We start from the raw sequence: 13,462 nt of genomic DNA, 5'->3' as shown, positions 1-13,462 counted from the left end.
TCCTCGCTGACCTGCACTATACCTTGTACAGATATTCAACTTTGTACAGGTATTGTGCATGTCCACCTACCTGCAGCATTTCACCGAACGCTTTGCCACTCTGGGTCCGCACAATCTCGACCTGCTCGGCGACTTGTACAGCGACGACGTCAGCTTTCGCGACCCCCTCCATCACGTCAGTGGGCTCACGGCCTTGCGTGCCTATTTCGCGCAGCTGTACGCCAACGTTGCCGAGGTCCGCTACACCTTCGAGGACCTTGACGAGCCACAGCCGGGCCACGGCTACATCCGCTGGACCTTGCACTATCGCCACCCGCGCCTGGCCGGCGGCCAACCGATCAGCCTGCAAGGCTGCAGCCACCTGCGCTGGCGTGGACGGGTCTACTTGCATCAGGACTACTTCGACGCCGGCGCCTTGCTCTATGAACATGTTCCAGTCCTGGGCGGCGCAATTCGCTGGCTCAAGGGCAGGTTGGCATGAGCCGCTGCTGGCTGACCGGTGCCAGCAGCGGCATCGGCGCGCAACTGGCACAGCGCCTGCTGGAGCAAGGGCACCACGTAGCGCTTGGGGCTCGCCAGGCAGAGCGCCTGGCAGACCTGGCCGCACGCTTTGCAGGCCAGGTGCTGCTGGCCGTCGGCGATGTCGACCAGCCTGAGCAGGTGGCACGCATCGCCGCGCAGATCGAGCAGGCCTGGGGCTCGCTGGACCTGGTAATCCTCAATGCCGGCACCTGCGAGTACCTGGAGCCAGGCCAGTTCGACCCGGCACTGGTCGAGCGGGTGATCCACACCAACCTGATCGGCACCAGCCATTGCCTGGCCGCCGCCCTGCCCTTGCTGCGTCGCGGCCAACGCCCGCATCTGGTGGTGATGGGCAGTTCGGTCAGCTGGTTTGCCCTGCCACGGGCCGGTGCCTATGGCGCGTCCAAGGCCGCGCTGCGCTACCTGGTCGAGTCGCTGCGCCTGGACCTGGCCAGCGAGGGCATTGATGTCACCCTGGTCAGCCCCGGTTTCGTCGACACCCCGCTGACGCGCCGCAACGACTTCCCCATGCCCCAGCTGTGGAGCGCCGAACGCGCCGCCAAATACATTGCCGCACGCCTGCCAGGTCGCCCACTGGAGATCACCTTCCCCGCCAGCTTCACCCTGTTGCTGCGCCTGCTCGGCGCACTGCCGGCACGCTGGCGCCTGATGCTGGGCCGGCGCCTGGCGCGCCAGCCCCAGGGTTGAACCATGCGCATCGCCATCATCGGCAGCGGCATCGCCGGCCTCACCTGCGCCCACCTGCTGTCACGCCGGCATGATGTCACGGTATTCGAAGCGGCAGACCGGGTCGGCGGGCACACCCATACCGTCGATGTGCACTGGCGCGGCCAGCACTTTGCCGTGGACACGGGTTTCATCGTCTTCAACGACTGGACCTATCCGCATTTCATCCGCCTGCTGGAACACCTGGGCGTGGCCTCGCGGATCACCGAGATGAGCTTTTCGGTGCACGACCCGCAAACCGGCTTCGAATACAACGGGCACAACCTGCGCAGCCTGTTTGCCCAGCGCCGCAACCTGTTGTCGCCAGCCTTCTGGGGCATGCTGCGCGATGTGTTGCGTTTCAACCGCCAGTCACTGGCCGACCTCGACCAGCAACGTATCGATGGCGCGACCACCCTGGGCGATTACTTGCGCAACAATCGTTACGGTCAGCGCTTCATCGAGCACTACATCGTGCCCATGGGCTCGGCCATCTGGTCGATGTCTCGGGCCGACATGCTGCATTTTCCATTGCAGTTCTTCGTGCGTTTCTGCCGCAACCACGGCCTGCTGTCGGTCAACCAGCGCCCGCAATGGCGGGTGATCGAAGGCGGTTCACGCAGCTACCTGGCACCGCTGTGCCGGCCCTTTGCCGAGCGCATACGCCTGAACTGCCCGGTGCAACGGGTGAACCGCGACGATGAAGGCGTGACGGTGACCTGGGCAGGCGGCAGCGAACGCTTCGACAAGGTGGTCTTCGCCTGCCACAGCGACCAGGCCCTGGCACTGCTGGACCGCCCAAGCGAGCCGGAACAGGCGATTCTCGGCGCCATCCGCTACGCCAGCAACGACGTGGTGCTGCACACCGACACCCGCCTGCTGCCGCGCCGGCGCAGGGCCTGGGCCAGCTGGAACTACCGCCTCGGTGGCAGCGAGCAGGCCCCCGCCGCGCTCACCTACGCCATGAACATCCTGCAGGGCATCGAGGCGCCGGTCACCTTCTGCGTCAGCCTCAATCAGACCGCGATGGTGGACCCTGCGCAAATCATTGCCCGCTTCGAGTACGCGCATCCGCAGTACAGCCTCGCCGCGCTGGCCGCCCAGGCCCGTCAGGGTGAACTGCAAGGCCCGCTGCACAGCTACTACTGTGGTGCCTACTGGGCCAATGGCTTTCACGAGGACGGCGTGCTCAGTGCGCTGACGGTCGCCAGGCGCTTTGGAGAAACGCTGTGAACAGCAGCCTGTGCCACGGCTGGGTCAGCCACCGGCGCCTGACGCCCAGGCCCCACGCGTTCCGCTACCGCATCGGCCTGTTCTACCTGGACCTCGACGAACTGCCGCGCCTGCTCAACCTCTCCCGCTGGCTCGGCCGCTCGCGCCTGGCGCCGTTGTGCTGGCGCGAAACCGACTACCTGCCCGCGTTGACCCGCCAAGGCATGCCCCTGATCGAGGCCGCACGCCTGCTGGTTGGCCAGGCCACCGGGCAGGTGCCCGAAGGCCCCGTGCACCTGCTGACGCAACCGCGCTGCTGGGGGCTGTCGTTCAACCCGGTGAGCGTCTACTTCTGCCACGACCGCCAAGGGCAGGTCGCGGCCGTACTGCTGGAGGTGCGCAACACCCCCTGGCGCGAGCGCTTCCACTACGTGTTGCCGGTACAGGGCGACCTGACCCAGCCATTTGCCGCAGCCAAGGCCTTCCATGTCTCGCCGTTCATGCCAATGGACATGGACTACCGGCTGCGCTTCGCCGTCGATGCACAACGCGTGCGCGTGCACATGGAAAACTGGCACGCCGGGCACCTGGTGTTCGCAGCAGACCTCGCCGTGCAACGCCAGCCGCTCGACCGCGCCAGCCTGCATCGACACCTGCTGGCCTTTCCCTGGATGAGCCTGCGCACCGTCAGCGGCATCTACTGGCAAGCCCTGCGCCTGCTACTCAAACGCACCCCTGTGCACAACCACACCGCCAGCCAGCACGACCTGGCGCTTGGCCAAGCCATCCGCGAGGAACCCGACCATGTCCGAACCGATCTTGAGCGTTAGCAAATCCGCCGGCATCACGCCGCTGCTCGGCAGCCTGGCCCGGCGTGCGGTGCTGGCGCAGCTGCGCCAGCTAAGCCGTGGCCATCTGCGCCTGATCAGCCAGGGCCGGCAATGGACCTTCGGCGATGTCGCCAGCCCGCTCTACGCGGAAGTGGAAATCGTTGACGAGGCCGCCTGGGGCCTGGTCGCCGGCAATGGCTCGATCGGGGCGGGCGAAGGCTACATCCACGGCTACTGGCGCAGCCCCGACCTGGCCGCAGTGACCCGGCTGTTCGTCGCCAACCTCGACGTGCTGGACGCCATGGAAGGCGGCCTGGCCCGCCTGGCGCGCCCGGCCCTGCGCCTGCTGCATCGCCTCAACCGCAACAGCCGGCGCGGCGCGCGGCGCAACATCCTGGCCCACTACGACCTGGGCAATGCGCTGTTCGAGCGGCTGCTCGATCCGACCATGATGTATTCCGCCGCTCAGTTCGACAGTGCCGAGCAGAGCCTGGAACAGGCCCAGTCGAACAAGCTCCGGCAGATCTGCCAGAAGCTCGAGCTCAAGCCCGGCGAACACCTGCTGGAAATCGGCAGCGGCTGGGGCAGCCTGGCCATCCACGCGGCCCTGCAGCATGGCTGTCGGGTCACCACCACCACGCTCTCCGCCGCGCAGCACGCCCACACCTTGCAGCGGGTCAAGGCGCTGGGCCTGGAGCGGTTGGTCACTGTGCTGCACGAGGACTACCGTGACCTGCGCGGGTGCTTCGACAAGCTGGTGTCCATCGAGATGATCGAGGCCGTCGGCCACCGCTACCTGCCCACCTACTTCCGCCAGTGCGCCGCGCTGCTCAAGGACGACGGCCTGATGCTGCTGCAGGCCATCACCATCCGCGACCAGCGCTACGCCCAGGCCCGTCGCTCGGTGGACTTCATCCAGCGCTACATCTTCCCCGGCGGCGCCCTGCCCTCGCTGAGCGTCCTGCTCGACACCGCCAGCCGCCAGACTGCGCTGAACCTGGTGCACCTCGAAGATTTCGGCCAGGACTATGCGCGCACCCTGCGCCATTGGCGCGACAACCTGCGCCACTCGCGCACGGAGCTGGCCAGGCTCGGTTACGACGACACCTTCCAGCGCCTGTGGGAGTTCTACCTGTGTTATTGCCAGGGCGGCTTCGAGGAACGGACCATTGGCGTGGCCCAGATGCTGTGGGCCGGGCCCAACGCGCGGCGGGCGCCGCTGCCAGGCGCTTGAACGTGGGCCACCGTGGCTGGCTGCTGGGCAACGCGCTGTGGTTGCAGGCCGGCTGGTGGCTGTGTGTGCTGGGGGCGCACCGGCCCTGGCTGTTGCTGGTGGTGGTGGTCGGCCTGCTGCTGCACCTCTGCCTGAGCCCGGGCGGTGAGCTGCGTGTGCTGCTCTGGGTAGCGGCGGTTGGTTGCCTGCTGGACAGCACCTTGGGCATGCTCGGCGTGTTCAGTTTCAATACGTGGCCGTTGCCGCTCTGGCTGGCATTGCTATGGCTGGTGTTGGCCAGCGGCATGCGTCATAGCCTGGCAGGGCTCGGCCACCCCGCGTGGCTCGCGGTGCTGCTGGGCCTGTTCGGTGGCCCGTTGGCTTACCTGGCCGGCGCCCGACTGGCTGGTATCGAGCTGCCACTGGGGCGCCTGGAGACCGCGCTGGTCCTCGCGCCGATTTGGGCGTTGGCATTGCCGCTGGCCTTGCGGTTCGCGGCAGGGAGGCCGGTCAGGGCTGACATGCGCATGCCTTGAGAGGTGTATCGCCTATGAGATCGAGCGCCGCCCGCGCGGCGCATCGCGGGCAAGCCCGCTCCCACATCTGTTTCGGGCCAGTCACTCCTATTAAGCCAACAGGGACCGCCTTGGTGCATGACTGGAGAGAGGTGGAGCAGCATCAGCGCCCACCGAGATGCATAGTCTTGCCCTGTTGGCTTTCACCAAGATGTATCGCCATGCGAACAAGGCGGATCCTGTTGGGGGCACAGGAGTGACTGGCCCGAAACAGATGTGGGAGCGGGCTTGCCCGCGATGCGCCGCGCGGGCGGCGCTCGATCTCACAGGCGCTAAAGATCTTGTGACAGGCCCCTGTAAGCCCTGATGCCATTCCCAGCCTGGCACCTGTAAGCCCTAATGCCATTCCCAGCCATGCACCTGTAAGCCCAGATGCCCCCCTCTGTATCTGCAGCCTCAAATCTTGAAATGGTTCCACTGCTCATCCACCACTGAAATGGCTAGCCTTCCAATGGCCATGTCTGCTCAAGGATGATCGCATGCCCACTCCCCACAGCTGCTTGCTCCGCAGAGGTCGCTGCTCTGAACCCGAAAGGATCTATCTACTCACTTCGACCACTGACCGGCGCAGACCTCTGTTCCATGATTTCCATTCTGCCAGGTTGGTGATAAGGCATTTTCGCCAAGCCGATTTGGAAAACAACTGCCAGACCCTGGCATGGGTAGTAATGCCTGACCATGTGCATTGGTTGATCGAACTGAAAGAAGCGACGCTCGGCGCTTTGATGCGCCGCTTCAAGTCTCGATCCAGCCATGCATTGCGAAAACCCGGCGAGCGGGCGTCTCCTGTCTGGCAAGTTGGTTATCACGACCGAGCCTTGCGACGGGATGAAGATGTGGTGAAAGTTGCGCGGTATATCATTTACAACCCGGTAAGAGCGGGTCTGGTGAGCAAGATAGGTGATTACCCACACTGGGATGCTGTCTGGTTGTGAGGTGTATGAGGCTGGCAGGGTCATGCCTCTAAACCGCACTAGGGCTTGCAGGTGCTTGCCTTTAGCTCTTCAGCGCCTATGAGATCGAGCGCCGCCCGCGCGGCGCATCGCGGGCAAGCCCGCTCCCACATTTGTTTCGGGCCAGTCACTCCTGTACCGCCAACAGGGTCCGCCTTGGTGCATGACTGGAGACAGGTGGGGCTGCATCAGCGCCCACCGAGATGCATCGCCATGCCTCTGTTGGCTTCCACCGAGATGCATTGCCATGCCAACAAGGCGGTCCCTGTTGGCTTCACAGGAGAGATTGGCCCGAAACAAATGTGGGAGCGGGCTTGCCCGCGATGCGCCGCGCGGGCGGCGCTCGATCTCATAGGCGCTGAAGAGCTAAAGGCAAGCACCTGTTGGCCCTCAACCGCATCAAAGGCCAGACACATGGCCCCCGTTATTGCTGCTGGCGCGTGGCGCAGACCACGATCTCGCGCACGCAGACCGATTGCGGCTGACCATAGGCGAAGTCGATCACCTCAGCGATGTGCTCGGCGCTCAGTACCCCGCCCATGTCTTTCTTCCACTCGTCGTAGCCCGCCTTGATGCCCTCATCGCTGGTATGGCTCAGCAGTTCGGTGTCCACGGCGCCCGGCTCGATGGTGATCACCCGCACATTGCTCGGCGACAGTTCTTCGCGCAGGTTCTCGGACAGGCCGCTGACGGCAAACTTGGTGCCTACGTAGGCGACGTGATTGGGGAACGTCTTGCGCCCGGCGACGGAGCTGACATTGATGATAGTGCCGTGCTTGCGCGCGACCATGCCGGCAGCCACGGCATGGATGCCGTTAAGCAGCCCGCGCACATTGATGTCGAGCATGCGGTCCCATTCGCCAGGGTCCTGGGTGGCGATGTTGCCCAGCAGCATCACGCCAGCGTTGTTGATGATCGCATCCACCGGGCCGAAACGTTGCTCGGCCTGGCCGACCGCCGCCAGCACTGCCGCCCGGTCGGTCACGTCGACCGACAGCGCCAAAGTATTGGGCAGTTGCAGCTGCAGCATCGGCTCCAGGCGGCGAGCCAGCAGCAGCAACGCGTGGCCGCGGCCAGACAACAGCCTGGCAGTGGCCAGGCCAATGCCGGAGCTGGCACCGGTGATCACGACCAGGGGTTTATGGGTAGTCATGGGGAAACTCCTGATATTCGAAGTGCCTATTGATAAAACGCAGAGCAAGTATAGGTAAGGGTTAAAAGCACGAAAAATGGGATATTCTTGTGGCTGCCATCGGCAGAACTTATGGGTAACCCGTGGATTATCGTCAGCTTCGTGCGTTCATCGCCGTGTTCGAAGAACGCAATATCACCGCCGCCGCACGCGCCATACACCTGAGCCAGCCGGCGCTGTCGGGCAGCATCAAGGCACTGGAAGATGCACTGGGCACCACGCTGTTCGTGCGTCGGCCCAGGGGCGTGGAAGTCACCGACGATGCGCGTGCGCTCTACCCTGAAGCCCAGCGCATGGTCGCCGAGGCCAACAGGCTGCTGACCCGCTTTCGCAGCGACCGCGTCTGTGCAGCCTTGCAGATTGGCGTGGAGCACGATGTCAGCTCGGCGACGGTGAAGCAGCTTGCGCTGGCTGCCGCAACCATCACACCCGCCGTGCGCCTGCAGCTGGTGACCGGCTGCATGGGCGCTGCGCGGCTGGCCAGCGAAGAACTGCGCTGTGAGGACGAGCTGTTTCTACCCTTGCACAGTGACCCGTTCGTGCGGGCCCTGCCATTGGCCAGCGACGGGCATGAACGCTGGATCATCTGCCCAGCACAGCCAAGCCATCAGCGGCTGCAGCCGTTCTACGATGGCGTCCCGGTGGCCGAAGCCGAAACCTTTGCACTGGCTCTGGAACTGGTAGCCGCCGGGCTGGGTTCGGCGATCGTGCCGCAGTCGCTGGCCGCCGAACAGCGTGATGTGCGCACCGAACCGCTGCCACAACTGGATATGCGTCGGCGCATCGGCCTGTGCTATTCGGCCCAGGCATTGGCAGTCGAAGGGGTCATTCAGCTGCGCGATGCCTTGCAACTTTCGATTGGCCAGCCGACCTGGCTGGCATTGCCCAGCATCTGACTCGTGGTGATGCAACCGGTGAACGCCTCACCCAGTTTTCCTGCAAAGACTCGCTCATCAGCCAACCGGCGGCGCGATCTGTCGACAACAAGGCGCGCGCTGAAATGCAATCCGGTTCTGCCGGGCGTCTACTGGTCGGCCATCGCCTCGGCAAGGGACTGATATGCACGTGATCAATGCTTTGAGCTCGAACTTCTACGAAGTCGAGTGCGCAGACAAACCGGCCAGCATGTGGGACGTGTTCCCGGGCTGGAACGCCCATGATCGCTTCGGCATCGTCATCTACGAACCACTGGCCGCGCTGGGGGCGACCCACCTCATCCAGCTGGCGTGCATGTGCTTCTACGACATCAAGCCGATGCGCCGCAGCGAGCGCAAGGTCTACCCCGAGATGTTCGCGATTCATGTCGGCGGCTGGTGGGGCGGCCATGGCAACTTCGATTTCTGGCCGCCGCGTCGTGAGATCCAGGTGTCGGACGACCACCGCGAGATTCTGGGTGCGATCAACGATTTCGGCATCACCCGCCTGGCGCTGCCCGAACGCCCGGCGCGTGATCTCGTGCATCGGCGCAAGGAAGAAGACTGCGCCCTGGACCGGCTCGCCACCTCGATCTTCTACAGCCCCACGGGCCGCGTCGCCCAGCCGGACTTCACCATCCGCAGCAATAACCCGCGCAGCGAGCGGGACGTGCAACGCAACATCAACCCGGTGCAGCTTTCCGAGCAGGGTTTTGCCCAGTTGCAGAAATCGGCGGTCCCGATCAAAGAGTCGGATGCCGACTTCACGCCCCGGCAGATCGAACTGAACGTCAATGTCACAGCGGCCATGCGTGAGCAGGCGGAACGTAACCGCACGGCGCTGAAGGTTGATGGGCTGATCACCGAGGGGTACCGGTTCGTCGACCCGGCGCAATCGCTGAAGTGCCTGTGAGGTGATCAAGTTGCCGTTCCCGGTCAGCCTCAATTCACACGTAAGCCGCCTGCCTGGACCGAGACGGCCCTTCGACGGCGACACGTCTCGCCTGCCCCACGCCCCAGGCCAGCGCCCGGGTCATCGACTCACCGGGCCTTGAAGCAAAGGCTTCTTCATGCAGCGCCATACCGCAGCCTGCATACACGCCGATGAACATCTGTGTGTTGCCTGTACGCGACAGTCGTACCTGGACATCAATGCGCGTGCCATCGTCCAGGGTCTCATCATGAGCCCGATGGTGAAGTATCGGATCAGCCCAGTTCCAGAACACATCCCCGCGAATCCGCATGCCGCCCTCCTACGACTTTAGTCTTATGTGTATGGCTCACCACACCATAGCGGAGAAGGCCGATAGCGCAACGCGACCTGCGCAGATTGCCAACGGCTTCCGACTATCGGCCCGCTCAATCGGGCAGCGGGTACAGGCTCTGCAGCAAGCGGTCCTGTGCCGACGGCGCCCCCAGGTAGCGCTTGAACAGCGCCTCGCCCTGCTGCCCTGCCAATGCCTGACTCAAGGCGCTGTCCACCAGCAACCGAAAATCCTCATCGCCACGGGCCATTGCCAGGGCCACCCGGTTCATCTCGAACAGGCGGTCCGGCACCCACAGCTGCTCACGTTCGGCCTGCCCGGCCTGGTAGCCCAGCAGGACCATCCGATCACCGAGGAACGCATCGACCTCGCGCGCCACCACCCGGCGCACTCCTTCCTGATACGTGGGCACCTCCTGCAGGGTGGACTGCAAGCCAAGCTGGCGAATCCGTTGGCGGGCCCAGTCGCTGCTCACCGTGCCGTGCAGCACGGCAAAGCTGTGTTTGCTCAGGCCCGCATTGATCGTCGCGCGCCAGCGTGGGCCATTATCGCTGGCACGGCCGTTGAGCGGGCCGAGCAAGGTCGGGGGCGCATCGCGCCTGACCATGACGGCAAGGCCGGAGGTGAACACCGGGATGGAGAAGTCCAGGGATTTGCGCCTGGCGAGGGTTTCCACCGCCGGCGTACAGAACAGGTCCACCTGCCCCTCGCTCAGGGTGCGTCCAACCTCCTCTTCCGGCAGCGCTCGCCAGCGCACTTGCAGCCCGGCGAAACCAGGCGCCTGGCGCAGCCGTTCGGCGACGGCCCGGCACAATTCGACCGTGTAGCCTTGCGGGGCCTGTTCGTTGCCCGAGGAAAACGGCGCAAAGCCGTCCATGTAGCCCAGCGTCAGCACCTGGCTGTCACGTATCCGACTCAAGACGTCCGCGGCGGCAACCGTGGCATGAGATGCCGCCCAGCCGATCAGGCTGGCGAAGCACAGGCTGGCCAACTTCGCCTTGCTATTCATGGCGCGCCTCCGATCATGTCCAGCCCCTTGATGAAGCGCTTGGCTATGAAACCGAACAACAGGTACCCCAACGCCATGATCAGTGCCGCACCGAACACCGCCTCCAGGCCCGAGGCGTACAGCGCGTAGAAGCAATAGCCCACGGCGACCAGCATGATGACGCTGTTGCGGCGGAAAATGGCGATGTCCACCTGGGCCTTGTACATGATCACCAGCAAGCCGGTCAGCGAGGTGATGTAGGGAATGATGTTGGTCACTGCCGCCAGGTTGACCAGCCTGCCGAACTGGGCGCTGGCGTTGGGTGACAAGGTCGACAGGGCGATCAGGCTCTGCATCAGCGCGCAGGTCAGCATCCCGGCCAGGGGAACGCCGCGGGCCGTGGTGCGGGTGAACAGTTTCGGAAACAGCCCCTGCCCGGCCGTGACCTTGGCGGTCTCTGCCAGGGTGAACTGCCAGCCCAGCAGCGAGCCGACACAGGCGATCACTGCCAGGCCCATGATCACGTTGCCCACGGTGTCATCGAACATCCGCGCGTAAGCAAGGGCGAACGGTGCGCTGGCGTTGGCCAGGTCGGGGTTGGGCACGATGCCCTGGATGACGCTGGTCGACAGCACGTACACCACCGCCGCGCCCAGCGTACCGAACAGGCACGCCAGCGGCACATTGCGCTTGGGGTTCTCCACCGCGTCGGAGTTCTGCGCAGCCGACTCCATGCCCAGGAACGCCCACAGTGTCAGCGGAATGCTGTTGGTGATCGCCTGGCCGACCGGTACCTGCCCGGGGTTCCACGCCTGCTCGAAGGTAGCAGGGCTGAACCAGAACCAGCCGATCAGGCTCAGGCCAGCCACCGGCACGATCACGCCCCAGACACTGATCGCCCCCAGCCGCCCGGTGATGTCGGCGCCGCCCAGATTGGCCAGGGTCGTGAACCAGATCAGCGCCACCGCCCCGACCAGCAGCGGTACCGCACCGCTGCCAAGCCAGGGGATGAAGGGCGTAAGGTAGCCCACGGCAGAAATGCCGATGGCCACGTTGCCGATCATCAGCGACAGAAAATAGAGATAGGAACAAAGAAAGAAGGCAGATTTGCCGTGGGCCTCTTCACTGTAGGCCGACATGCCACCTGAACGCGTGCAGTAGATGCCGCACTGGGCGAAGCAATAGGCGATGGCCATCGACCCCGCCGCCGTGATCACCCAGGACAACAGCGAAACGGCGCCGATCTGCGCCATGCTTGCCGGCAGCATGATGATGCCGGAGCCCATCATGTTCACCGTGACCAACGTAGTGAGCCCGACCAGGCCCATTTTTTTTGCAGGATCGCGCACGATGATGACCTCCGTGCCAAACGTCGATACCCAAGGGAGTGATTGCACTGCAAAATCGTCGGCCAGCCAGGTGCAACACACCCGCAACGCGGCCAGTACGGCTAGATTCAGCTACATGATGATGGCTGGTGATTGGCAGTGCAGCCAGGTGCGAGGGTGAACAAATCCGCCGTTTGCTTCTTTCAAGGAGAGTCCCATGCGAGCCATGAAACAGTTGCGCCACGACTTCATCCGGGAGTTCTGGCGCGGGCTGCTGGTCGTCTGGCCGATCGTGTCGATGCTGCTGGTGCTCATGGCCCTGCTCGGCATGGCCGTCGGCGCGCTGGAAGGCTGGCCTGTGGGCGATGGCCTGTACTTTTCCTTCGTGACCGGATTGACCATTGGCTATGGCGACCTGGTGCCCAAGCTGGGCGTGGCGCGCTGCCTGGCCATGCTGATCGGCCTGGCCGGCATCTTCATGACCGGGCTGATCGTTGCGGTCGGCGTGCATGCGTTGCGCAAGATCCTGGAAGAACAAGGTATCCACTGAGACCAAGGATCAACTGCAACCGTATGGGCTCTGACGGTCTGCAGCATTTGACAGCCCCCTCCAGGCGAACTAGTGAATAAGGTTTCTCGAATCGCAATGTGAGGCGCATGAACATGGAACGTACCCTGGCTTCCCTGCTGATCGCCAGTGGCCTGCTGGCAACCGGGCAGTCCCTTGCCGGCGGAAAGGACCTGGCGCCAGGGCCGACAGTCAACGACGGGCCTCTGCTCTGGCACAACGAAAGCCTGACCTATCTCTGGGGCAAGAACTACAAGGTCGACCCGCCCATCCAGCAGACCTTCACCTTCGAAAGTGCCAGCAACTGGACCTGGGGCGACATCTGGTTCTTCGTCGACCAAATCAACTACAACGGCAAGGAAAGCGCCAACAACGGCAAGAGCAGCTATTACGGCGAGTTCAGCCCGCGCCTGTCGCTGGGCAAGATCAGCGGCACCGATCTGTCATTCGGCCCGATCAAGGATGTGCTGATTGCCAGCACCTACGAATTCGGCGAAGGAGATGTCGAGACCTACCTGCTTGGCCCTGCCGTCGACCTGGCCATCCCCGGTTTCGACTACTTCCAGCTCAACGTCTACTACCGCAAGCCCGACGGCAATCGCGTACCCTCCGGCGCATGGCAGGTGACGCCGGCCTGGGCCATCACGATTCCCGTCGGCAACTCGGACATCCTGTTTGATGGCTTCATGGACTGGGTTGTCAACAACAAGGACGCCAGTTCCAACCACCGCAACCAGTCGGACTACCACGCCAACCTGCACTTCAACCCGCAGCTCAAGTACGACCTTGGCAAGGCCATGGGGTACGAGGCCAAGCACCTGTATGTGGGGCTGGAGTATGACTACTGGTCGGACAAGTACGGCATCAGGGACTCGAAAGGGTTTACGACCGACCAGAACACCGCGAGTGCCTTGGTTAAATACCACTTCTAACGTCGCCTTTGTCCTCGCGGAACAACTGTCTGGAACTGTTGGCCTTACCGGCAGCTATCTAGCTCTCGCTGCAACCGGTCGTAGCTGGCTGCTAACGACCCAGGCTGTGTGAAAACGCAGTAAATACATCGAAACTCAGAGTCGAGCTGACTGCCTGTGGAATCAGCACGCGAGAGCGCGAATAGCCTCACCCGGCGAAAAAGACGTTTGCAGCGCTATATGGGCCGCGTCAGCGGCCCATATA

At 63.8% G+C, this 13,462-nt stretch carries 15 protein-coding genes; 11 read left to right on the top strand and 4 right to left on the bottom strand.

Annotated elements, in window-relative coordinates:
- Nucleotides 1–58: 58 nt before the first annotated feature.
- From N430_RS20280 to N430_RS20240, 7 genes are all read left to right on the top strand, one after another.
- On the top strand, nucleotides 59–481 hold the full coding sequence (locus N430_RS20280; protein WP_110634720.1) for a nuclear transport factor 2 family protein: 423 nt from the start codon (nucleotides 59–61) through the stop codon (nucleotides 479–481).
- The gene (locus N430_RS20275; RefSeq protein WP_110634717.1) at nucleotides 478–1,230 is read left to right on the top strand and encodes an SDR family oxidoreductase; all 753 of its coding nucleotides are present in this window, start codon (nucleotides 478–480) and stop codon (nucleotides 1,228–1,230) included. The genes N430_RS20280 and N430_RS20275 overlap by 4 nt, the downstream gene beginning before the upstream one ends.
- Nucleotides 1,231–1,233: 3 nt before the next feature.
- Entirely contained in the window at nucleotides 1,234–2,481 is a 1,248-nt protein-coding gene (locus N430_RS20270; protein ID WP_110634714.1) for an NAD(P)/FAD-dependent oxidoreductase, read from the top strand.
- Nucleotides 2,478–3,290 carry a DUF1365 domain-containing protein gene (locus N430_RS20265; protein ID WP_110634711.1) on the top strand — a complete coding sequence of 271 codons (813 nt, stop codon included), beginning with the start codon at nucleotides 2,478–2,480 and terminating at the stop codon, nucleotides 3,288–3,290. Before N430_RS20270 ends, N430_RS20265 begins: the two co-directional genes overlap by 4 nt.
- Complete coding sequence (locus N430_RS20260) at nucleotides 3,265–4,524, top strand: cyclopropane-fatty-acyl-phospholipid synthase family protein (RefSeq protein ID WP_110634708.1); 1,260 nt, start codon at nucleotides 3,265–3,267, stop codon at nucleotides 4,522–4,524. Before N430_RS20265 ends, N430_RS20260 begins: the two co-directional genes overlap by 26 nt.
- A 2-nt stretch (nucleotides 4,525–4,526) precedes the next feature.
- A complete protein-coding gene (locus tag N430_RS20255; RefSeq protein WP_110634705.1) occupies nucleotides 4,527–5,039 on the top strand; it encodes a DUF2878 domain-containing protein in 513 nt (170 codons plus the stop codon).
- A 518-nt stretch (nucleotides 5,040–5,557) separates the two neighbouring features.
- On the top strand, nucleotides 5,558–6,013 hold the full coding sequence (locus N430_RS20240) for a transposase (protein WP_110634702.1): 456 nt from the start codon (nucleotides 5,558–5,560) through the stop codon (nucleotides 6,011–6,013).
- 442 nt (nucleotides 6,014–6,455) lie between these two features.
- Here N430_RS20240 and N430_RS20225 read toward each other — a convergent pair whose 3' ends face one another.
- Nucleotides 6,456–7,184: an SDR family oxidoreductase gene (locus tag N430_RS20225; RefSeq protein ID WP_110634699.1), complete on the bottom strand. Its 729-nt coding sequence runs from the start codon at nucleotides 7,182–7,184 to the stop codon at nucleotides 6,456–6,458.
- Between the two features lie 122 nt (nucleotides 7,185–7,306).
- Between N430_RS20225 and N430_RS20220 the strand changes: the two genes are divergently transcribed.
- Both N430_RS20220 and N430_RS20215 read left to right on the top strand, forming a co-directional pair.
- Nucleotides 7,307–8,119 (top strand): LysR family transcriptional regulator, encoded by an 813-nt coding sequence (locus tag N430_RS20220; protein ID WP_110634697.1) that lies wholly within the window; start codon nucleotides 7,307–7,309, stop codon nucleotides 8,117–8,119.
- 163 nt (nucleotides 8,120–8,282) lie between these two features.
- On the top strand, nucleotides 8,283–9,050 hold the full coding sequence (locus tag N430_RS20215) for a hypothetical protein (protein WP_110634694.1): 768 nt from the start codon (nucleotides 8,283–8,285) through the stop codon (nucleotides 9,048–9,050).
- 34 nt (nucleotides 9,051–9,084) lie between these two features.
- Here the strand turns inward: N430_RS20215 and N430_RS20210 are convergent, their stop codons facing one another.
- The 3 genes from N430_RS20210 to potE form a co-directional block, all read right to left on the bottom strand.
- Nucleotides 9,085–9,381: a hypothetical protein gene (locus tag N430_RS20210; protein ID WP_110634691.1), complete on the bottom strand. Its 297-nt coding sequence runs from the start codon at nucleotides 9,379–9,381 to the stop codon at nucleotides 9,085–9,087.
- A gap of 115 nt (nucleotides 9,382–9,496) precedes the next feature.
- Nucleotides 9,497–10,411 carry a transporter substrate-binding domain-containing protein gene (locus N430_RS20205; RefSeq protein WP_110634688.1) on the bottom strand — a complete coding sequence of 305 codons (915 nt, stop codon included), beginning with the start codon at nucleotides 10,409–10,411 and terminating at the stop codon, nucleotides 9,497–9,499.
- Nucleotides 10,408–11,739: a putrescine-ornithine antiporter gene (potE, locus tag N430_RS20200; RefSeq protein ID WP_110634685.1), complete on the bottom strand. Its 1,332-nt coding sequence runs from the start codon at nucleotides 11,737–11,739 to the stop codon at nucleotides 10,408–10,410. The genes N430_RS20205 and potE overlap by 4 nt, the downstream gene beginning before the upstream one ends.
- A 196-nt stretch (nucleotides 11,740–11,935) precedes the next feature.
- Between potE and N430_RS20195 the strand changes: the two genes are divergently transcribed.
- Both N430_RS20195 and N430_RS20190 read left to right on the top strand, forming a co-directional pair.
- Nucleotides 11,936–12,268, top strand: a complete 333-nt coding sequence (locus N430_RS20195) for a potassium channel family protein (RefSeq protein WP_256592155.1) — start codon at nucleotides 11,936–11,938, stop codon at nucleotides 12,266–12,268.
- 113 nt (nucleotides 12,269–12,381) lie between these two features.
- Nucleotides 12,382–13,218: an outer membrane protein OmpK gene (locus N430_RS20190; RefSeq protein WP_110635518.1), complete on the top strand. Its 837-nt coding sequence runs from the start codon at nucleotides 12,382–12,384 to the stop codon at nucleotides 13,216–13,218.
- The last annotated feature ends 244 nt before the right edge of the window (nucleotides 13,219–13,462 follow it).

The organism is Pseudomonas sp. CC120222-01a (assembly GCF_003097235.1).
Lineage (GTDB): Bacteria > Pseudomonadota > Gammaproteobacteria > Pseudomonadales > Pseudomonadaceae > Aquipseudomonas.
Note: the sequence above shows the minus strand (reverse complement) of the source record. Positions and strands in the feature narration are given on the sequence as shown.